The sequence below is a fragment of the Streptomyces sp. NPDC048288 genome, from assembly GCF_043201555.1.
Classification (GTDB): domain Bacteria; phylum Actinomycetota; class Actinomycetes; order Streptomycetales; family Streptomycetaceae; genus Streptomyces.
In genome coordinates, this window is the sequence record NZ_JBICZD010000018.1 from 58,449 (window position 1) to 78,434 (window position 19,986).

The following is a 19,986-nucleotide window of genomic DNA, read 5'->3' on the forward strand; positions in this document are numbered from 1 at the left end:
AAAAGCGCATCCCGATTCAACCGCTCACGCCAAGGCCCGCCAACCACCCTGCCCGGGCCGGACGGAGATTGAAGAACAAGCTGAGCGTGTGTTGAGCGTTTGGCATAGGACATATTTTTTATGGCCTATGCCCAATGCTATGGTCGCGGGAGGAGGTGGTGCCCGGTGCGGATCAGCGGGACGACGGCGACGGAGATCGCGGGCAGTGTGCGGGACCTGATCGCGTCGGGTCGGTTGGCGCCGCAGGACCTGCTGCCGCCCGTGCGCAAGCTGGCCGAGGAGCTGGGGGTGAACCGGAACACGGTGGCCTCGGCGTACCGGCAGCTGGTGGCCGCCGGTGAGGCGGAGACTCGCGGCCGCGGTGGGACGGTCGTGACGGGGGTGCCGCAACTGGCGGGCGAGGGAGCGTGGTTCGGCGGCCGCCTGATCGACCTGGCCAGCGGCAATCCCGACCCGGAGCTGCTCCCCGATGTGGTGTCGGCGCTCGATGGTGGCGCGTATCGGCCCGCGCTGTACGGGTCGCCGGCGGTCGATCCGGACCTGGCCGCCTGGGCCCGGGAGCGTTTCGCGCCGGACGTTGCCGTGGACGGTTTCCGGGTGCTGGTCACGCATGGCGCGGTCGACGCGACGGAACGGCTGCTGAACGCATATCTCACCAGGGGTGATGCGGTCGCGGTGGAGGATCCGTGCTTCCTGGCCAGCATCGGCACCCTGCGGCTGAACGGTCTTCGCACGGTCGCGGTCCCGGTCGACGAGGCGGGGATGCTGCCCATGGCGCTGCGGGCAGCGCTGGACGGCGGAGTGCGGGCGGTGGTGTGCACGCCGCGGGCCCACAACCCGACCGGTGTGAGCGTCACCCGCGAGCGCGCCGCCGAACTGCGGTCGGTCCTTGCGGCGCATCCCCAGGTCCTGGTCATCGAGGATGATCACTTCTGGGCCGTCTCCAGCACGCCGTACCACCGGATCACGCCGCCCGGGATGTCCCGGTGGGCGCTGGTGCGCTCGGTGTCGAAGTTCCTCGGGCCGGACCTTCGGCTCGCGATTGCCGCCACCGACGAGGAGAGTGCCCAGCGTCTGCAGACGCGGCTCAACACCGGCACGACGTGGGTGAGTCGGCTGCTGCAGCACGCGGTGTACCGGCTGGTGAGCGATCCGCAGGTGCACGGCCTGACCGCGCGGGCGCGCGACGCGTACATCGAGCGCAGCGCGTTGTTGCTCGCCGCGCTGGGCGAGCGGGGCATCGGCCGTCCGGCCGGCTACCGGCCGGACGGGCTGAACGTCTGGGTGCCGCTGGGCACGCGGGCCCGTCCGGTCGCGGATGCGCTGGCCCGGCGCGGGTGGGCGGTCCAGCCCGGCCACCTCTTCGCCGCCGGGGCCGGGGGCACCGGTCAGGAGATCCGGGTCACCACCTCCACGCTCACCGCGCAGCAGGCACGCGAGTTCACCGACGACCTCGCCGCCGTCCTCCCCGTCCACCCCGCCTGACCCGCCCCGGCCATTCCGCCGGGCGGCATGAGCCACCGCACCACACCGCTCCCATGACACACGGAAACAGAGAGGCTGGCACAGCCATGCGCACACACATCGTCGTCCACGAGGCGTTCGAGGCCCCGGGGGCCTTCGAGGACTGGGCCGTCTCCCGGGGGTACGACCTCGGATTCTCACGGGTCTACGAGGGCGACGCGCTCCCCTCGTCCAGCCAGGACATAGACCTGCTGATCGTGATGGGCGGCCCTCAGCAGCCCAGCACGACCGTCGAGGAGTGCGCGCACTTCGATGCCGCCGCGGAGAAGGCCCTCATCTCCTCCTGCGTCGAGGCGGACAAGGCGGTCATCGGTATCTGCCTGGGCGCCCAGCTTGTCGGCGAGTCGCTGGGCGCCACCTGGGCCCCCAGCCCGAACACGGAGATCGGCTCCTTCCCGGTCACCCTCACGGCCGCCGGCCGCGAGCACCCCTTCCTCGCCGGCTTCGAGGACTCCTTCCGCACCGGCCACTGGCACAACGACATGCCAGGCCTCACCGGCGACGCGACGGTGCTGGCCACCAGCGCCGGATGCCCCCGTCAGATCGTCGCCTACAGCCGCTACGTGTACGGCTTCCAGTGCCACATGGAGTTCACCCCGGACTGCGTCGAGGCCCTGATCGAGCACGATGAGAAGGAACTGGCCCTGCTCGCCGACCGGCCCTTCGTCCAGCAGCCCGATCAGCTGCGCGCCAACGACTACACCGAGATGAACGCCAAGCTCATGACGTTCCTCGACCGGCTCGCCGCGGACTACACCGGCCGCTGAAACGGCGCCGGTGCTGTTCGCCGAGGCGTCGGAGAGTGGACTACGGCCCGGATTCCAGCGGTTCTGGGTGCAGACGGTGGTCACCGTCCCCAGGCGCACGCATCAGTCCCGTTGTGCTTCGCTGGAGGTGGCCTGACCGTTCCTGCGGGAGGTCCGGCGGATGAGATGCCTGGCATGAACGTGATCGCGGCCCAAGTGCTCGGCGATTCCGCGTGCTGGATGAGCCGTTCGTAGTCGTGTGCATGTCGTCGGGCTCGGGCGGCTGACGGTCTTGAGCTCTTTCGCGGCGTCGCGGTCGGTCATGCCGGGTGGGGTTCACCTTTCGACGGGCAAGTGCAGCAGGTCCTCGCCCAGGACCACCCGGCCGGTGAAGCCGCCTCGGCGTGCGCTGTCCTTGAGGAGCCTGCGCCAGGTCGCGTCGGGGACCACCGCCGCGTCACCGGGGCCGAGATGGGTGGCGACCAGGTTCCGCACGCCGGCCTGTGCCGCGATCCGCCCAAGGTCGGCGACGTCCGTGTGGGTGGCCAGAATGTGGTCGATGAGGGCCTGGGGCAGCCCCAGGCCCGCCAGCCCGGCCGGGTAGACGGCCTCATGGACCAGGACGTCCGCGTGCCGGGCGAGTCGGACCACGTTCGTGTTCGGTGCCGTGTCTCCCGAGAAGACGACGCTGCCGTGTTCGGTGTCGAACCGGTAGGCGTAGGCCGGGAACACCGCGCCGTGCGGGACCAGCACGGCGGTGACCTTCACGTCGTCGTCCTCCATGACGGTGAACGGGGCCATGTCCGGGGCCGTGTTCGTGGCCGACGCGCCGGTGCTCGCCGGCGGCAGCACGTCGTGGACGCGCAGCAGCGTCATGGGGTCGATGCCCGCGTGCTCGGTCATGAAGAAGGTGGGGGACGCGGCGTACGCCCGCGCCGCCAGCTCCGTCATCTCCACGGTGCCCGGAACCGGGCCGGAAGCGGCGGCCACGGTCGAGTCGACGCCCGCCGGGCCGGGCCCGTGGACGGCGATCGGGGCGGCGAAGCCGACACCGCCCGAGGCGCCGGCGGCGAGCATGGGGAAGGCGAAGTAGTCCACGACGTGGTCGGCGTGCAGGTGGGTCAGGAAGATGCCGGTGAGCGACGGCATCGACAGGCCCGCCCGCAGGTACTGGCTGACGGCTCCGCGTCCGCAGTCGACCACGTAGGTCCTGCCGTTGACGACCAGGGCGGAGGAGATGCCGTACCGCGTGGCGAGCGGCGCCGGACCGGCGTTGGTGCCCAGCAGGGTCAGGGAGAGCGGCGCGCCGGACGGGGACGCGGATCGTGCCGTGGCCGCGGCCGCGGTCTGGGTACCGGTCCACTGCCCCGCGGCCGCCGCCGCGGTGGCGGCGAGTCCGGCGAGCATCGTCCTGCGGGTGGCCGTCTGTTGCGGCGCGCGGCCTGCTTCGGTTGCCTCAGGGTTGCTGGACGACATGGGATCTGCGGCCTGGCACATGCTCGGGACCTTTCTTCGGCTCACCGGAGCAGCCGCGAGCACGAGGGCGCGCACGGCTGCGTCGACGCGGCGGGAGGGATCCGTGATCTCTCCTGTTGCCGTGCCACGGTGTCCAGCGGCCCGGGATCTGTCCACAGCTCGGTACGAAACGGTCCTTCCGGCAGCGCAACATTAGGTACCGCGTTTGCCGCTTGCGCCTCCGAGCCGACCCGCCGGGGACAGGCCGGGCCGAACCGCGGGAAAGCGGCCCTGCGCCGTCCCATAACATCCAGGACATGGCAAGCGAGCGGAGAATGACCGCGACGGACCGGCGGCGACTCATCGTGCGGGCAGCCGGGGAGCTGTTCATCGTGCGTGGCTACAGCGGTGTCTCCATGGACGATGTACTGGCAGTGGTGGGCGGGTCGAAGGGCACCCTCTACCGGTACTTCTCCGACAAGAGCGCGCTCTTCCGCGCCGCCGTGGAATCGCTCTGCGACGAGTGGTCGGATCCCTTGCAGGCCTTCTCGCCGAGCGACAGGAGCCTTTCCGACACCTTGGTGGCCCTCGGCGAGCACTTCGCCTCGATCGTCCTCACCCCGCAGGCCATCGCCCTGCACCGGCTGGTGACCGCCGAGGCGGGGCGCATCCCGGGGATCGGGGACGCGTTCTTCGAGCACGGGCCCGCCGCCGGGTACGCGGTGCTCGGGCGCAGCCTGCGCCGGGCGTGCGACGACGGTCTGATCGAGGTCGAGGACCCGCTCCGCGCGGCGGCGCAGCTGTACCAGGCCATGCTGGGCGACGCCCAGATGAGGCTGCTCACCGATGCTCCGTACAAGCTGACGGAGGCCGAGGTGCGCGCGTCCGTCGTCGAAGCGGTGCGGGTCTTCCTCCGCGGGGTGTCCGTCCCCGGGGCCGACACTCTGGGCTGATGCCCGGTGCTGATGCCCGGGGCCGATGCCGTCCGGCGGCCTGCCCCTTGCCCTCGGCTCGTACCGTACCGTACCGTACGGTCGCTGCCATCGTCGGCAGCCGCCGCCGCGCGCTTCGGGCACCGCACGGAGGGATGACCCATGGGTACGACGACCATCCGGGCCGAGCATGTGGGAAGCCTGCATCGCCCGGCCGAACTCCTGGCGGCCCGTGCCGAGTTCCGGCGGGGCACGGTGACGGCGGAACGTCTCCGTGAGCTGGAGGACGCGGCCGCGGCCGCCGCGCTCAAGGTGCAAGTGGACGCCGGGATGCAGATGTTCACCGACGGCGAGGTGCGGCGCGACGACTTCGTGGCCTCGGTGGTGGAGACCGTCGGTGGCCTGGTGCCCGCGACGGAGGGCGAGGGCGCTCCCGTCACGATCGGCGCCCCGCTGTTCCGGCGGTCGCCGTTGTCGCTCGCCGAGGCGCGGTGGCTGGCCGGCAACTCCCCCGGACCGTACAAGATCACCATGGCGAGTCCCACCACGGTGGCGGGCTTCTGGCGGCCGGGAGTGTCCGGCGCCGTCTACCCGGCCCCCGAGGACGCGGTCGCCGCGCTGGCCGGGATCCACCGGCAGGACATCGCCGACCTGCTCGGCGCCGGTGTCACCTGGCTCCAGCTCGACTCCCCGGCCTACTGGGCCACGATCGGCTCCGAGGCCGCCCGGATGCGCCGGGTGAAGGACCTGGACGGCCATCTCGGCCATGTCATCGACACCGACAACTCCCTGATCCGCGCGGCGCGTTCGCACCGGCCCCGGGTGACGGTCGCCCTGCACTTCTGCCGCGGGAACACGCGCGGCGCCCGGTCCGCGCAGGGAGGCTACGAGCACATCGCGGAACGCGTCTTCGCCGAGGTCGAGGCCGACCGCTTCCTGCTGGAGTACGCCACCGAGCGCTCCGGTGGTTTCGAGCCGCTGCGGTTCGTTCCGCCCACCAAGACCGTGGTGCTCGGGCTGGTGTCGTCCAAGGTGGCGGAGCTGGAGTCGGTCGACGCGCTGCGCCGCCGTATCGACGAGGCCTCCCAGTACATTCCCCTGGAGCAGCTCGCCCTCAGCCCGCGGTGCGGGTTCGCCTCGACGGGTCGGGGGCACCTGCTGACCGTCGACGACCAGCGCCGCAAACTGGAGCTGGTGGCCGAGACGGCCCGCCTGGTGTGGGGCTGACGGGCGTTCGAGGGCCGTCGTCCGACCCCGGTGGCAGCTGGTCGGCCGGTGTCTGTCCCGGCTCGACACGGGACGCGATGGCCAGGAGCCTGGCCGCCTTGAGTTCGGTCTCCTCCCACTCCCGGTCGGGATCCGACCCCCAGGTGATGCCCGCTCCGGTCCCGAAGAGGAGTCGGCCGTGTGCCCGGTCGATCCAGAACGTGCGGATGCCCACGGCGAGTTCGCCGGTACGACGGTCGGCGTCGACCCATCCGACGCCACCGCAGTACGGCCCGCGCGGCGCGGTCTCCAGCGCCTCGATGATCCGCAGGGCGCTGGTCTTCGGCGCGCCGGTGACCGAGCCCGGCGGGAACGCGGCCGCCAGCAGGTCCGCCCAGCCGACACCGTCCCGCAGCTCTCCCCGGACGGTGGAGACCAGGTGCACGAGCCCCGGGTGCTTCTCGACGGCGCACAGTCCGGGGACGGTGACACTGCCGGTCGCGCAGACCCGGCCGAGGTCGTTGCGGACCAGGTCGACGATCATGACGTTCTCGGCGTGGTCCTTTTCCAGGAGGTCGGCCTCGGTGCGTCCGGTGCCCTTGATGGGACCGGACTCGATCACTCTCCCCGTCCGCCGGAGGAACAGCTCGGGGGACGCCGACGCCACCTCGATGCCGTGCTCCGGCAGCCTGATCATCCCGGCGTACGGCGCCCGGTGGCGCGAGGCCAGCAGATCGGCCAGGGCTTCGATGTCCGCGTCGGAGGCGACGGGGGCCGACAGGACACGGCACAGATTGGCCTGGTACACCTCGCCGGCCGCGATGTGCTCGCGGATGCGCCGGACCCCGGCGGTGTACGCGGCCCGGTCCAGGGACGTCGACCACGCGGCCCGTCCGGGCCCGTTCCACCGGGTTGCCGGGGCCGCGCGTCGCGGCAGCGGCTGTATGTCTCGGATATCTCGGATGTCTCGGAAGCGGGCACAGGTCAGCCGGCCTTCGAAACCGGCCACGACGGCCCACACGCCCCGGGAGTCGAGTGCCGCCGGGTCGGAGGTGACGTCGAGGAGTCCGGTCATGACGCGGCCGCCGAACCGGGCCACGGGTGGGAGATCCTTCATGTCCCGCGCCTTCCTGTGCGCTTGGGGGGGCTCGGTGGTCCCGCGTGGTGCCCGGCAACGCGCGGGCGTGCGCCGGCTACGCGGGGACGGCTTCACGTCCGGCGCTCCATTCGGCGGCCTGGAGTGTGTTGACCAGGAGCATGGCTATGGTCATCGGGCCCACTCCGCCGGGAACCGGGGTGATGCGGCCGGCGATGCCGTCGAGTTCGGCGGCGCGTACGTCGCCGGTCAGGCCGCCCGGCGTGCGGTGGATGCCGACGTCGATGACGGTCGCGCCGGGCTTGACGTGTTCCTGGCCGATCAGGCCGCGCACACCGGTGGCGACCACGACGACATCGGCCGGGCGGGTCACGGCGGCGAGGTCGGCAGTGAATTCGTGGGCGACGGTCACCGTCGCCCCGCGGCGCAGCAGCAACTGGCTGAGGGGACGGCCCACGAGTTCGCCCCAGCCGACCACGGCGACGCGGGCGCCCTTGAGTGCGACGCCCTCGGCGTCGAGGAGTTCGATGACGCCGCTGGGCGTGCACGGGCGCAACCCGCGTTCGCCCCGGGCCAGTCGGCCGGCGCTGGCCGTGGTCAGGCCGTCGACGTCCTTGGTGACGGGGATGCGGTCGATCAGCGGCGGGGCGTCGAGCTGTGCGGGCAGGGGCAGTTGGAGGAGGATGCCGGAGACGTCGGGGTCGGCGGCCAGGTCGTCGATGACCGCCGCCACCTCGGACTGCGTGGCCTGGTGCGGTAGATGGCGGTGGACGTCGCGCATGCCGGCTTCCCGGATGGCGCGGCGTTTGGCGGCGACGTAGACGGCGCTGGCGGCGTCGTCGCCGACCAGGACGGTGGCGAGTCCGGGTACCGGTCCGGTGGTCGCAGCCACTCGCTCGGCGACCCGGGTCCGTATGGCGCGGGCGATCTCCGCGCCGTCGATGGTGTGTGTCATGGTGGCGAACCGCTTTCTGCCGGCGAACGATTCGCCCGGTGGGGAGGACTGCTGCGGATACCGCGGCCTGGTGCGGCCACGGTGTACGGCGCCGGGGGGCGGGGCGGCGGCGAGCACCGCGGTGGACCGTGCGGAAGTCCGCCGCGTCTGCCGCGTCCGCCGCCCCGACGGCCTGTTCCGGCGCACGACAAGACCACCTGTCCCTGTTCCGGGCGGGTTTCCCTGTCGGGGGGGTACGAGTGAACGGTGATTCAGGCGAAGACGATGGTGTGGTTGCCGTCGCGGATCACCCGGTCCTCGGCGTGCCACAGCACGGCGCGGGAGAGCACCGCCCGTTCCACGTCGGCGCCGCGGCGGGTGAGGTCGGTGGCGGTGTGGGCGTGGGTGACGCGGACGACGTCCTGCTCGATGATCGGGCCCTCGTCGAGGTCCTCGGTGACGTAGTGGGCGGTGGCCCCGACCAGCTTCACGCCCCGCTGCTTGGCCTTGGCGTACGGCCCGGCGCCGATGAAGGCCGGCAGGAAGGAGTGGTGGATGTTGATGATCGGAACTGCGGCCTTCGCGATGAAGTCGCCGGACAGGATCTGCATGTAGCGGGCCAGGACGACGAAGTCGACGTTGTCCTTGAGCAGCCGCAGATGCTCGGCCTCGGCCGCCGACTTGTCGGCCCCCTGGCACGGGACGTGGAAGAAGGGGATCCCGAACGACCGTACCTCCTCGGCCAGATCGGGGTGGTTGGAGATCACCATGGGGATGCTGACCGGGAGTTGGCCCTGCCGGTGCCGCCAGAGCAGGTCGAGCAGGCAGTGGTCGGACTTGGAGGCGAAGATCGCGACGCGCTTGGGTGCCGACATGTCGCGCAGGGTGTAGCTCAGCCCGAACTCCTTCGCGAGGTGCTCGTCGAGGTCGGCACGCAGCGCGGGCAGGACGGCCTGGAGGCCGGGGAGGGTGAAGACGGTGCGCTGGAAGAAGGCGCCGCCCTGCGGATTGTCGGAGTACTGGTCGAGGGAGACGATGTTCGCGCCGTGCCTGCTGAGCACCGAGGTCACCGCAGCGACGATGCCGGTGGCGTCGGCGCCCTGGACGATCAGCGACGCCTGGTGGTCCGCCTCCTTGCCCTTGCCGGCGTTACCGGCGGGAGCGGTCTGCGTGATCGTCATGCGCGGGCGTCCTTCCTGAACCGGTCGATCCATTCGGAGGTGGCCTTGAGCCCGCCGAACGTATAGAAGTGGATCTTCACCGTGCCGTGCCGCTCCGGGTCGTAGCCGTCCGCCAGGGCGTGCAGGAACCGGTCGGGGCCGGCGGTGCCCATCAGGTTGGTGAGCGACAGGCCGTACTTCTTGGCGATGGAGGCGCTGGTCCCGACGCCGAACCGGGCCGCGTAGCCCATGAGCCGGCGTACCCCGGCGGGGCCGGGGACACCGATGCGGATCGGCAGGCCGATGCCCTCGTCGCGGACGCGCTCGACCCAGGTGAGGACCGGATCGACGTCGAATCCGAACTGCGTGATGATGCTGCCGTCCAGGCCCTGGGCGGCTATGGCCGCGCTCTTGTCACGGAGCGCCGACCACAGCTTCTCCCCGCTGATGGCGGGGTGGCCCTCCGGGTAGCCGCTGATACCGACGTGCCGTACGCCGTGTTCCCGGAGCAGGCCGGACTCGATCAGGGCGAGCGAGTCCTCGTAGGGGCCCTCGGGGCGGGCGGGGTCCCCGCCGATGGCGAAGACGTCGCTCTCGGTCCCGTCTGCCTGGAGTCCGGCCAGGAACTGCTCGAAATCGGCGCGCGAGCCGAGCCGGCGGGCCGAGAAGTGCGGGACCGGCACGAAGCCGAGCCGCTTGACCGCGCGAGCGGCGTCGAGGCGCATCGGCAGGTTCTCGTTGCCGAGGAAGGTGACGTTGATCCGCGTGCCCCGCGGGATGAGGTGGCTGGCCTCCTCCAGTTTGGGTACGTCCTTGCCGGTCATTTCCAGGGAGAAGTCTTCCAGCAGCGACGTCCTGACCGCCGCGGAAGCCGTACTGAGCTGGCTCATCGTGCTCCTAGTGGTGAGGGACGCGGTCCGGCCGGCAGCCGTGCGGTGAGGCGCCGGCCGGGCCGCGGGGGTACTGCTCCGCGTCAGGCGTTGCGGCGGTACTCGGTGCGGGCGTGGCGGTCGTACGGGCTGGGCTGGACGGTGGCGCGCATGCGCGGGAACCCGAGGTCGGCCTCGGGGTCGGTACCGGTTCCGGGGTGCTCGCCCCAGACCACCGCGACCTCGGTGCCGGGCTCGGCGTGCGCGGCGTCGATCAGCGTCTGCGACAGGAGCGTGCCGACCGGGTCGATGGACGCCGTCTGCATGGTGACGCCGGCCAGGCCCGCGGAGGTCTCCACCCGGTGGCGGGCGTAGCTGAGCACGAAGCCCGGGTCCGCTCCCCCGCCCAGGACGCGGCGCACGTCGTCCGGGTCGAAGACCAGCGTCACCTTCCGGCGCAGGCCGGTGCCCTCCCTGGCCGCGAGCAGGGCGTCGCGGCCCAGGAAGTCGTGGCCGAAGTGGATCAGCTTGCCGTAGCCCAGCTCGTACGGGGAGACGTAGTAGTCCTCGATGTCCTCCGAGAAGTAGCTGCCGTTCAGCGGACGCTTGCCCTCGATGCCGAACAGCGGGAGCCACTGGCGGTATTCCGCCAGCTCCGGGTCGGAGTAGATGCCGGGGACGGGTGAGGGGATCCAGCCGCTCTCCACGCTCGGCGTGGCGTACGCCAGGGCGCCGACCTGGATCAGGCCGAGGGGTTCGCCGGCCGTGAGGAACGCGTCGTGCACGTGGGCGGCGTACTCCCAGGGGCCGATGAACTCGTAGCCGGCCTGGCCCGCCATGCCGTGGCGCAGCGCCTTGAAGGCACGGCCGTCCAGGGTGACCGGCGTGGCGTGGAAGAACTTCGTCTCGGGGATCGGGGCGCCGAAGACCTTCTCGATGAGTTCGAGCGCTCCCGGTCCCTGGATCTGGTAGCGGAACAGCTTCGGATCGCCGCCGCCGGGCCGGAAGGCGCTGGAGGCGTCCGTCTCGAAGGCGACGTCGTAGCCGCCCTGTTCCGCGTGGTACCGCACCCAGTGCTGGGCGGCCGGGATGCCGCTGAGCAGGTAGGCGTTCTCGGCCTCCCGGGCGAGGATGCCGTCGGTGACGATGTGCCCGTGGCGGGTCACCGGCACGTACTGCTTGGCCTGCCCGATGGCGAATTTCTCGAAGTTGTTGGCGCCGTGGTCGGCGAGCAGCCGGGTGGCGTCAGGGCCCTCGATCCACAGGTCGTACATGTGGTGCGACAGGTTCAGCAGCGCGACGCCCTCGTGCCAGGCCGTCTGCTCCTGCCGCCAGCCGTGGTACTCGCGGGCGACGACCTCCGGGGTCCACGGCTCGGCGCCGGGCTTCCACAGCAGGTCGATGGGCGAGCCGGCCTTGTCGATGCCGTCCTGGAGGCTGGGGATTGCCATGCGGCTCCTTCTTTCATGGAGATCCATCAGGTGACTGAATCGGTGGCTAGTTCGGAGCTAAATCGATCTAGTGATGGTCCGACGGCGGCCCGCGCGGACAGGGGTGAACTCGGAGCTAAATCGATCTAGCGCAAGCTAGCAGAGGCCGCTTTCTCCGGCGAGACCCATGAGGCACATTTCTCGTCGGGCGTCCGGCGGGCCACTCCGGGCGAGAGCGTCCGGCCGCCGTCGGCCCAGGCCGCGGCCATGCAGACCGCGTGGAGACTGGAACGGACATCGTGCACGCGCACACAGGCCGCCCCGGCGGCGGCCGCGAGCGCGGAGACGGCGGCGGTCGCCGCGTCCCTGGCGCGGGGCGCGGTCCCGCCGTCCGCGCGCCCGCTGAGCGCCGCGCCGATGAAGCGCTTCCTGGAGGCGCCGACGAGCACCGGGAAACCGGCGGCCCGCACGGTGCGCAGCTCCGCGAGGAGCCGCCAGTCGTGGGCTGCGTGCTTGGCGAAGCCCAGGCCGGGGTCGAGGATGACGCGCCCCGGATCCACCCCCGCCGCGCCGAGCGCGTCGACACGCCGGAGAAGCTCCGAGACGACCTCGCCCACGACGTCCCGGTAGATCGCGTGACGATCCATCTCGCGGCTCGGTGCCCGCCAGTGCATCACGACGTAGGGAACGCCCAGTTCGGCGACGGTGGCCCCCATCGCCGGGTCCGCGAGACCGCCGCTGACGTCGTTGACCAGGCACGCCCCCGCCTGGACAGCGGCGTACGCCACCTCGGCATGCATGGTGTCGACGCTGACGGAGACTCCGGCGCGGGCCAGTTCCCGCACCACCGGCACGACCCGGGACAGTTCCTCCGCCACCGGGATCGGCTCGGCCCCCGGACGGGTCGACTCCCCGCCCACGTCGACGAGGTCGGCGCCTTCGCGGGCCATCCGCAGACCATGGCGGACCGCGCGTCGCGCGCCGACATGACGGCCACCGTCGGAGAACGAGTCCGGCGTCACGTTCAGTATCCCCATCACGAGGCACCTGCCGGGACGCGGAAGTCCGTCAGGGAGCTCGGACGCCGGCCGGAGGGTGACAGGGGATTCCATCTCAATCACGGCTCGGGAACCTCCTCGGCCCGCGGATCGGGACCTGCGGGCAGGCACTGCTCAATCGATATGGCGGTCACGTTACATGAGTCAACTAAATCGATCTAGCCCCTGCACCGAAAGCCTTCGGGCGCGGACGAGCAGGTACGGAAGGTGTCAGGCCGGGCGGCGGCCACGTGCGTGACGGGCGGGTCCCTAGAATGGCAGCGCGCCGGCCCGGAGGAGGATGCGGCGCGTGGACCGCATCGGAGCAGGGGTGATGGGCGCTTCCGGAAGAGTGACGCTGAAGGACGTGGCCGCGGCCAGCGGCGTCTCACGTGCCACCGTCAGCTTCGTCCTCAACGACGATCCGCGCCAGACGATCTCCGCCGCGACGCGTGACCGCGTCCAGCAGGCCGCCCGCGATCTCGGCTACGTGCCGCACGGAGTCGCCAAGGCCCTGCGCGAAGGCTCCTCCCGTGTGGTCGTCCTGAACATCGACACGGGCATGGAGGGCAACTACTCCTCCAGTTACGTCCGCGGCCTCGATGCCGAACTCGCCGCCCACGACCATGTCCTGCTCGTCCGTCACGGCCGCCACACGCCACGCTCCACCCAGCAGGTACTCGACGCCATCGCCCCTCGCGCGGTCATCCGCTTCGGTGAGACGTATCTGACGGGCGACGACCTCCACGACCTCGGAGGCGGCTGGCGTGACGGACTCGCGGCCCACTCCGCACTGCAGCTCCGTCATCTGGTGGAACACGGCCACACCCAGGTCGCCCTGGCCCTGCCGGACATCGAGGCCCCCCTGGCCGCGGCCCGCCTGAAGTTCACCGGACACGCCGCGATGAACATGGACATCCCCGTCCCGGCCTCCTTTGCCGTCCCTCGTGACCGGACCGCCTGCGCCGAGGCCGTCGGAAGGTTCCTGGCCGACGCACCCGGGGTCACCGCCTTCGCGGGGTTCAACGACGATGTCGCCCTGCGCCTGCTCATGGCGCTGCGCGACCTCGGCCGCCGCGTACCCGACGAGTTCGCCGTCATCGGCTTCGACGACAACGGGTTCGGCGCGTACGCCAGTCCCGCGCTGACCACGGTCAACATCGACGCCGAGGCGCACGGCCGGCTCAGCGCCCGCCTCGCCCTGGGCCTCGAGACCAGCGGCCTGCGCCCGCCGCCCGCCCGGGTCGTCGTGCGCGAGTCGGTCTGACCGCCGGCACGACGAGCGGCTTTCCACCTCGGAGCCGCACCGCGGGACGCACCCCTCCATGGAGCGCAAGGTAAGCCTGCGCAGCGCGCAGACTTCGCCATCCGCGCAGCTCAGAGGGGGCAAAGCCCTACTGAAAGGCGGCACTTGGATCTCGGTGCGCGCCTTGTGACGCCTCGGAGGCGTACCGTACCGTACGGTTCCACGCCGATGCAGGCACCTCGGTCGGCGGCCCCGCCCAGGGCATCCAGGCGCCCTGTCCGTCGGTCACCTCGCACGGCGACCGTCGCCGCCCCTGCCGCCTTTCCCGCACACCGCGCGATGACATGGAGAGCTTGATGGCACATCTCGAAGACCAGATCCAGGCGAGCGGTGGCCCGCTGGCCCTGATGCGCAGCGGCCGTTCCGGCGCGTACCCCTTCCCGATCAGGGCCGAGTTCACCAACTGGCGTGACGAGCAGGAGTCGTGGCGCAACTCGGCGGCCCTGATGGACCTGTCCCACCACATGACCGATCTGACGGTCGAGGGCCCGGACTGCTACCGGTTGCTGTCGGAGGTCGGCGCCAACACCTTCGCCGGTTTCGGCCCGATGAAGGCGAAGCAGTTCATCGCCGTCAACTACGACGGCTACATGGTCGGCGACTGCATCCTGTTCTGCCTGGCCGACAACCTGGTCCGGCTCGTCGGACGGCCTCCGGCGCTGAACTGGGTCCAGTTCCATGCCGAGACCGGCGGCTACGACGTCACCCTGCGCCGCGACGAGCGCACCGCGCAGAACCCGAACGGCCGCGAGTTCTTCCGTCTCCAGCTGCAGGGCCCGCACGCGGCGGCCGTCTTCGAGAGGGTCAACGGCGGCCCCATGCCCGACATCCCGTTCTTCTCGATGGGGAAGTTCAGCATCGGCAAGCACGAGGTCACCGCGCTCAACCACCGCATGTCCGGCTTCCCCGGCCTGGAGTTCTTCGGCCCCTACGAGCACCTCGACGACGTCCGCGACACCATCCTGGAGGCCGGCGAGTCCTTCGGGGTCCGTCAGGTCGGCGGGCGCGCCTACGCGTCCGTGGCCACGGAGTCGGGCTGGATCGCCAACACCGTCCCCGCGGTCTACTCCGGAGACGCGATGAAGCCCTACCGCGAGTGGGCGAACGCCCGGAGCTTCGAGGGCAGCCTCTCCCTCGGCGGCAGCTTCGTCTCGGACCGGGTCGAGGACTACTACGTCACCCCCTGGGACCTCGGCTACGGCCATATCCTCAAGTTCGACCACGACTTCATCGGCCGTGCGGCCCTGGAGGCGAAGCGCGGCGAGAAGCACCGCAAGAAGGCATGGCTGTCCTGGCACCGCGACGACGTCGCCCGGATCTTCGCCAGCCAGTACGAGCAGGGCGAACGTCGCTTCAAGCACATCGAGATGCCCGCGGCCTTCTACGCGGCCTCGCAGGTCGACCGCATCGAATGCGACGGCCGTCTCATCGGCGTGTCGACCCTGTGCAGCTACACGGCCAACGTCCGGGGCTGGATCTCCGTCTGCATGATCGACGAGGACGAACTCACCTACGGCCAGGAGGTCGAGCTGGTGTGGGGCGAACCGGACGGCGGCTCCGCCAATCCCACGGTGGAGCGTCACTCCCAGACGAAGATCCGCGCCACCGTCTCCCGCCGGCCCTTCGCCGGCGGCAAGCACTGACCGCATTCCACCCCGGCCCGTGAACAGCGGGGCGAGTCACCGGGCGGACACCGTTCCGCTCAGCCGTCACGGTGACTTGTCCCGCCCGGCCGTAGAGACGAGAAGCTCATGACCGACCTCGTAATACCCCTCGTCGACGCTCGCACGGGCGGATTCGATGCCCGACGAGCCGAGAACGCCGTCCGGGAACTGCTTCTCGCCATCGGCGAGGACCCGGATCGCGAAGGCCTGCGCGCGACGCCGGCCCGCGTGGCACAGTCGTACCGGGAACTCCTCGCGGGGATGCGGCAGGAGCCCGAGGACGTCCTGGCCACGACCTTCGAGCTCAGCCACGACGAGATGGTGCTGGTCAAGGACATAGAGATCGTCAGTCTCTGTGAGCACCATCTGCTGCCGTTCCGCGGTACGGCCCACGTCGGTTACATCCCCGCCGAGGACGGCAGGGTCACCGGACTGTCCAAACTGGCCCGCCTGGTCGACGTCTACACACGCCGCCTCCAGATCCAGGAACGGCTCACCGGGCAGATCGCCGACGCCCTGATGCGCATCCTCCACGCGCGCGGCGCGATCGTGGTCGTCGAAGCGGAGCACATGTGCATGTCGGCCCGTGGCATCCGCAAGCCCGGTGCGCGGACGACGACCTCAGCCGTACGCGGCCAACTGCGCAGACCGGCAACCCGCGCCGAGGCGATGAGCCTGATCCTCACACGCTGACCTACGGGAGGCGCCGGGCGAACCGGGACCCCGTTCTCGTACCGCCGTCGCCTCGGTCGGCCCCTCCTCGGCCGAACCGTACGCGTGCTCGATCGACGCCCAAACGAACGCCTTCGGAGCACGGCCGTACGACAGCTCGGGAACGGGCGCTGCCGCACTCTCCCAAGGCGCCGGTGGTCAGGAAGTCTGCTCGTCACGGGCGTCGAGGTGACCGGTGCGGCACTCGCGGACCGTCTGCTCCAGCGCCCACACGGCGGCCCGCGCCTGCTCCCGGTCCTCGCCCTGGTCGATGACTTCGAGCGTCTCGGCGGCCGCCAGTCGCACGGAGAGCGGCAAGTCGTCGAAGGCGGCCACCTGGTACGCGACGGAGCGCCGGGACTGCCGTTCCGCGGCGCTGGCCCCGTCGGCGGCGAGCGGGAAGACCGCCGCCTCGTACAGCATGATCCCCCGCAGGACGGCATCCGCCGATGCCTCCGTCCTGCCGTCGCCCGCCACGATCCGCTTCAGGAGCTCGTGCGTCTGCAGGTGCCACAGGGAGATCGTGATCCTCGCGGACAGGAGCACCGCGCCCGTACCCGCCAGAATCCCGGCACCCGCGCCCAGCCAGCCTCCCAGCCGAAGACCGGCGTAGCCCGCCGCCGATCCCGCGCACAGGATCAGCAGCGTCAACGCCGCGAACAGCCGGATACGGACCGGAACCTTCATATCCTCGAGTATGCCCACCCCGGCCACACCGCGCCCCACCGGGACCGAACACCGTCGCAACTGCCGGGCCCCCGGAGGCACCTCACGGTGCCGACTCGTCAAGTCGTCGGGGCTGGGGCATCGAACACCGATCCGTTGTTGCGCCGGTGGTGCCCCTCATTGGCGTCCGGGTCCGCCCAGGTCGTCAGGACTGGATTCGGGCCGGTTTCGATGAGGTGCAACACCGTCCAGGCAACGCCATGGCCGTCGTCCGGGCCGAAGCAGGCAACCAGTGCCTCGGCCTCTTCGGCCGTCACCGGTCCAGGGATCGCGGCAAGTTGCCGAGGGCGCAGGGGGAAGGGACCGGTCTCGGCAAGGCGCCTTGGCAGGTCATGCCGCTGCTTCCTGACGCGGTCGGTGTCGGCGTCTCTGAAGTCGCTTGCCCGGGCCCGGCGGTCGCGCGACCATCTCGGGATGGGTGAGGTCGAGGGTCTGATGCTGGTGCGGGTCGTGCAGACGTGTTCCGCCTACCCGTCCCAGTGGGATGCCTGGACGGTGGAGGGCCAGTATTTGTACTTCCGGTACCGGCACGGCGAGGGCTGCGTCGAGCGGCACCCTGGCCCCGACATCGACACACCGGACTCCTGGAACGACGGTCTCTCGGAGACCCTGGTCGAATGGGACGACGGCACCCACGGCGGAGCCATCGGCCTCGCAGCCTTCCTCACGGCCTCCGGCTTGGCCTTGGTTCCGGGCGCGTCAGTGAGCTGACGAAGTCGTCGTCGCGCGCGCCCTCGTGTGCTCCTGGCAGCCGGGGCACCGCCCGCCGCCACTCCGGTCCCGCACCGGGAACAGAAGGCCGCGCGGAGCGGACCGTACGGTGATGCACATGGTGGGCTGGCGGGCACGGCTCACTGCGGATGTCGGTTCGGGGCCGGTGGTAGCAGGACGCGGAACGTCGTGCCTCGGCCGGGGCGGGTCGTCAGTTCCACGCGGCCGTGGTGGGCCGTCACGAGGGAGCGGACGATGGACAGGCCGAGTCCGGCACCGGCGCCGGAGGAGCGGGAGCGGGAGCTGTCGGCGCGGTAGAAGCGTTCGAAGGCGCGCTCGGCCTGTTCCTCGGTCATTCCGGGTCCTTGGTCGGCGACTTCCAGGACGGCGTGGCCGTCGGTGGTGCCGACGCCGATACGGATGGGGCTCCCGGCGGGCGTGTGGGTGACGGCGTTGCCGACCAGGTTGGAGACGACCTGGCGCAGGGCGGCCTCGTCGGCCAGGGCCGCTGCCGAGCCCAGGGGGCCGCCGCCGGGGCCGGTGAGGTCGACCGGGCGGGTGGGGTCCAGGGCGCGTACGTCGTGCAGGGCGTCGACGGCGAGGGTGCGCAGGTCGGTCGGGGCGAGCCGCAACCCCGTGCCGGTGGGGTGGCCGGCCTGCGACTCGTCGAGACGCGCCAGTTTCAGCAGGTCCTCGACGAGGCGGGCCAGCCGCTCCGCCTCCCCGGCGATGCGGGTCATCGTGCGGTCGATGTCCCCGGGCCCGGAGAGGGCGCCCATGCGGTACAGGTCGGTGGAGCCTTTGATGCCGACCAGCGGGGTGCGCAGTTCGTGGCTGGCGTCGGCGACGAAGCGCCGCATCCGCGCCTCGGAGCGGGAGCGGGCGTCGAAGGCAATCTCGATCTGGCCGAGCATGTCGTTGATGACGGCGGCCAGTCGGCCGACTTCCGTGCGGGGGTCGGCCAGGTCGGGGACGCGGTGGGACAGATCTCCGGCGGCGATCGCGGTCGCGGTCTCCTCGATCCTGGCCAGGGGGCGGAAGCCCGAGCGCACGGCGAACCGGCCGACCACGGCAAGCACTGCCAGCAGGGCGGCGGCGACGCCGAGCGAGATGGTCCACAGCCGGTCGGCGGTGGCGTCCGCCTTGCCCAGGGAGGTGGCCACGACCACCGACACGGCCCGCCGGTCGGTGGTCCGGGCGAGCGGCGTGGACGGGGCGGCGAGCGGGCGGACCGTCACCCGCCAGCGCGGTCCGTCGTGCCGGCCGGGCACGGTGAAGGGGCCGCTGCCGTGCGCGGCGACCGCGGTCCGGTCGAGGGCGGAGAGTTCAGGGCCGGTGCCGGCGCTCGACCCCAGGTCCAGCGCGCCGACGGTGCGGCCTTCGGCGTCCAGGTAGACGACGACGGGCATGTCGAAGAGGTTCAGGGCGGACAGGCGGGTGGCGGCGGCCTGCGAGAGCGGGCGCGGCGAGGTCGTGGAGTCCGGGGCGAGCGTCGGCGGGATGTGGGCGAACAGGGTTGCGGCGGGCCGTAGTTGGCTGTCCGCGCGGCCTTGCAGATAGCCGCGCAGCAGGTGGTTGACGAAGACTGTCGAGGCCAGCAGGCCCGCGGTCAGCAGGGCGACGGTCAGGAGCACCAGTCGGCTGCGCAGGGAGAGCCGGTAGGCGCTCCTGCGCAGCCGGGACAGGAGGGGTTTCACGGCGTGGGCCCGCGCAGCACGTACCCCTGGCCGTAGACGGTGTGCAGGAGTCGGGGCGCGTCGCCGCGCGGGTCGAGCTTGCGGCGCAGGTAGCTGACGTAGGTGTCGACGATGCCGGTCTCGCCGGCGAAGTCGTAGTGCCAGACGTTGTCGAGGATCTGCGCCTTGGACACCACCCGGCCGGTGTTGAGCATCAGGAAGTGCAGCAGCCGGAACTCGGTCGGCGACAGCCGCACCGGCTCCCCGCCACGGGTCACCTGGTGGGCGTCGGGGTCCAGCTCCAGGTCCCCGACGGCCATCAGGGGGCCGGCCGGGCCTCCGGTGCGGCGCAGGATGGCCTGGATACGGGCGATGAGCACCTGGAGGTCGAAGGGTTTGGTGACGTAGTCGTCGCCGCCCAGGCGCAGGCCGTTGAGGATGTCCTCGGTGGTGTCCATGGCGGTCAGGAACAGCACCGGCATCCGGCGGCGGCCGGTCTCGCCGGTGGCGTTGTCCGGTATCTCGCGCAGCTGGCGGATCACGGAGAAGCCGCTCATGCCGGGCAGCATGACGTCGAGCACGACGAGGTCCGGGGGGTTCTCGTAGGCGGCGGCCAGGGCCTGTTCGCCGCTGGCGGCGGTCGTCACGGTGAACCCCGCGTGGCGCAGGGCCGTGGGCAGCAGTTCGAGGACGATGGGTTCGTCGTCGACCACCAGGAGCGAGCCGGCCGCGCGGGACGGTGCCCGGGTGACCGTGGTGGGTTCGGGCTGCTTCATTCCGGCTTCCTCCGGGCCTGCGGTCGT

The 19,986-nt window shown here is 71.3% G+C and carries 19 protein-coding genes; 8 read left to right on the forward strand and 11 right to left on the reverse strand.

From position 1 onward, the window contains the following. The first annotated feature begins 165 nt into the window (after positions 1-165). A complete protein-coding gene (locus ACGFZS_RS44145) occupies positions 166-1,485 on the forward strand; it encodes an aminotransferase class I/II-fold pyridoxal phosphate-dependent enzyme (RefSeq protein WP_393799885.1) in 1,320 nt (439 codons plus the stop codon). A gap of 86 nt (positions 1,486-1,571) precedes the next feature. Next, entirely contained in the window at positions 1,572-2,291 is a 720-nt protein-coding gene (locus ACGFZS_RS44150) for a hypothetical protein (protein WP_393799886.1), read from the forward strand. Positions 2,292-2,606: 315 nt separating this feature from the next. On the opposite strand, the gene ACGFZS_RS44155 is transcribed toward ACGFZS_RS44150, so the two are convergent. Then, a complete protein-coding gene (locus ACGFZS_RS44155) occupies positions 2,607-3,677 on the reverse strand; it encodes an MBL fold metallo-hydrolase (protein WP_393799887.1) in 1,071 nt (356 codons plus the stop codon). Between the two features lie 365 nt (positions 3,678-4,042). Between ACGFZS_RS44155 and ACGFZS_RS44160 the strand changes: the two genes are divergently transcribed. After that, the gene (locus ACGFZS_RS44160) at positions 4,043-4,678 is read left to right on the forward strand and encodes a TetR/AcrR family transcriptional regulator C-terminal domain-containing protein (protein WP_393799888.1); all 636 of its coding nucleotides are present in this window, start codon (positions 4,043-4,045) and stop codon (positions 4,676-4,678) included. A gap of 141 nt (positions 4,679-4,819) precedes the next feature. Next, on the forward strand, positions 4,820-5,884 hold the full coding sequence (locus ACGFZS_RS44165; RefSeq protein ID WP_393799889.1) for a cobalamin-independent methionine synthase II family protein: 1,065 nt from the start codon (positions 4,820-4,822) through the stop codon (positions 5,882-5,884). On the opposite strand, the gene ACGFZS_RS44170 is transcribed toward ACGFZS_RS44165, so the two are convergent. From ACGFZS_RS44170 to folP, 6 genes are all read right to left on the reverse strand, one after another. Next, positions 5,772-6,980, reverse strand: a complete 1,209-nt coding sequence (locus ACGFZS_RS44170) for a chorismate-binding protein (RefSeq protein WP_393799890.1) — start codon at positions 6,978-6,980, stop codon at positions 5,772-5,774. The genes ACGFZS_RS44165 and ACGFZS_RS44170 overlap by 113 nt on opposite strands. Positions 6,981-7,056: 76 nt before the next feature. Then, the gene (locus tag ACGFZS_RS44175) at positions 7,057-7,914 is read right to left on the reverse strand and encodes a bifunctional 5,10-methylenetetrahydrofolate dehydrogenase/5,10-methenyltetrahydrofolate cyclohydrolase (RefSeq protein WP_393799891.1); all 858 of its coding nucleotides are present in this window, start codon (positions 7,912-7,914) and stop codon (positions 7,057-7,059) included. A gap of 251 nt (positions 7,915-8,165) precedes the next feature. Then, positions 8,166-9,074 (reverse strand): formyltetrahydrofolate deformylase, encoded by a 909-nt coding sequence (purU, locus tag ACGFZS_RS44180; RefSeq protein ID WP_393665263.1) that lies wholly within the window; start codon positions 9,072-9,074, stop codon positions 8,166-8,168. After that, positions 9,071-9,943, reverse strand: a complete 873-nt coding sequence (locus ACGFZS_RS44185; RefSeq protein WP_393665265.1) for a methylenetetrahydrofolate reductase — start codon at positions 9,941-9,943, stop codon at positions 9,071-9,073. Before ACGFZS_RS44185 ends, purU begins: the two co-directional genes overlap by 4 nt. A gap of 83 nt (positions 9,944-10,026) precedes the next feature. Continuing rightward, the gene (locus ACGFZS_RS44190; RefSeq protein ID WP_393799892.1) at positions 10,027-11,373 is read right to left on the reverse strand and encodes an aminomethyl transferase family protein; all 1,347 of its coding nucleotides are present in this window, start codon (positions 11,371-11,373) and stop codon (positions 10,027-10,029) included. A 125-nt stretch (positions 11,374-11,498) separates the two neighbouring features. Further along, complete coding sequence (gene folP, locus ACGFZS_RS44195) at positions 11,499-12,389, reverse strand: dihydropteroate synthase (protein WP_393799893.1); 891 nt, start codon at positions 12,387-12,389, stop codon at positions 11,499-11,501. A gap of 310 nt (positions 12,390-12,699) precedes the next feature. Here folP and ACGFZS_RS44200 point away from each other — a divergent pair, with 310 nt between their 5' ends. The 3 genes from ACGFZS_RS44200 (at position 12,700) to folE (ending at position 16,052) form a co-directional block, all read left to right on the forward strand. Beyond that, complete coding sequence (locus tag ACGFZS_RS44200) at positions 12,700-13,656, forward strand: LacI family DNA-binding transcriptional regulator (protein WP_393799894.1); 957 nt, start codon at positions 12,700-12,702, stop codon at positions 13,654-13,656. Positions 13,657-13,991: 335 nt separating this feature from the next. Next, entirely contained in the window at positions 13,992-15,338 is a 1,347-nt protein-coding gene (locus ACGFZS_RS44205; RefSeq protein ID WP_393799895.1) for an aminomethyl transferase family protein, read from the forward strand. 108 nt (positions 15,339-15,446) lie between these two features. Then, the gene (gene folE / locus ACGFZS_RS44210; RefSeq protein ID WP_393799896.1) at positions 15,447-16,052 is read left to right on the forward strand and encodes a GTP cyclohydrolase I FolE; all 606 of its coding nucleotides are present in this window, start codon (positions 15,447-15,449) and stop codon (positions 16,050-16,052) included. 177 nt (positions 16,053-16,229) lie between these two features. On the opposite strand, the gene ACGFZS_RS44215 is transcribed toward folE, so the two are convergent. After that, the gene (locus tag ACGFZS_RS44215; RefSeq protein WP_393799897.1) at positions 16,230-16,757 is read right to left on the reverse strand and encodes a hypothetical protein; all 528 of its coding nucleotides are present in this window, start codon (positions 16,755-16,757) and stop codon (positions 16,230-16,232) included. Positions 16,758-16,855: 98 nt separating this feature from the next. Next, on the reverse strand, positions 16,856-17,053 hold the full coding sequence (locus ACGFZS_RS44220) for a hypothetical protein (protein ID WP_393799898.1): 198 nt from the start codon (positions 17,051-17,053) through the stop codon (positions 16,856-16,858). A gap of 157 nt (positions 17,054-17,210) precedes the next feature. Between ACGFZS_RS44220 and ACGFZS_RS44225 the strand changes: the two genes are divergently transcribed. Beyond that, on the forward strand, positions 17,211-17,507 hold the full coding sequence (locus ACGFZS_RS44225; protein WP_393799899.1) for a hypothetical protein: 297 nt from the start codon (positions 17,211-17,213) through the stop codon (positions 17,505-17,507). 140 nt (positions 17,508-17,647) lie between these two features. Here ACGFZS_RS44225 and ACGFZS_RS44230 read toward each other — a convergent pair whose 3' ends face one another. Then, entirely contained in the window at positions 17,648-19,204 is a 1,557-nt protein-coding gene (locus ACGFZS_RS44230) for a sensor histidine kinase (protein WP_393799900.1), read from the reverse strand. Beyond that, positions 19,201-19,959 carry a response regulator transcription factor gene (locus ACGFZS_RS44235; protein ID WP_393799901.1) on the reverse strand — a complete coding sequence of 253 codons (759 nt, stop codon included), beginning with the start codon at positions 19,957-19,959 and terminating at the stop codon, positions 19,201-19,203. The genes ACGFZS_RS44230 and ACGFZS_RS44235 overlap by 4 nt, the downstream gene beginning before the upstream one ends. Positions 19,960-19,986 lie beyond the last annotated feature (27 nt).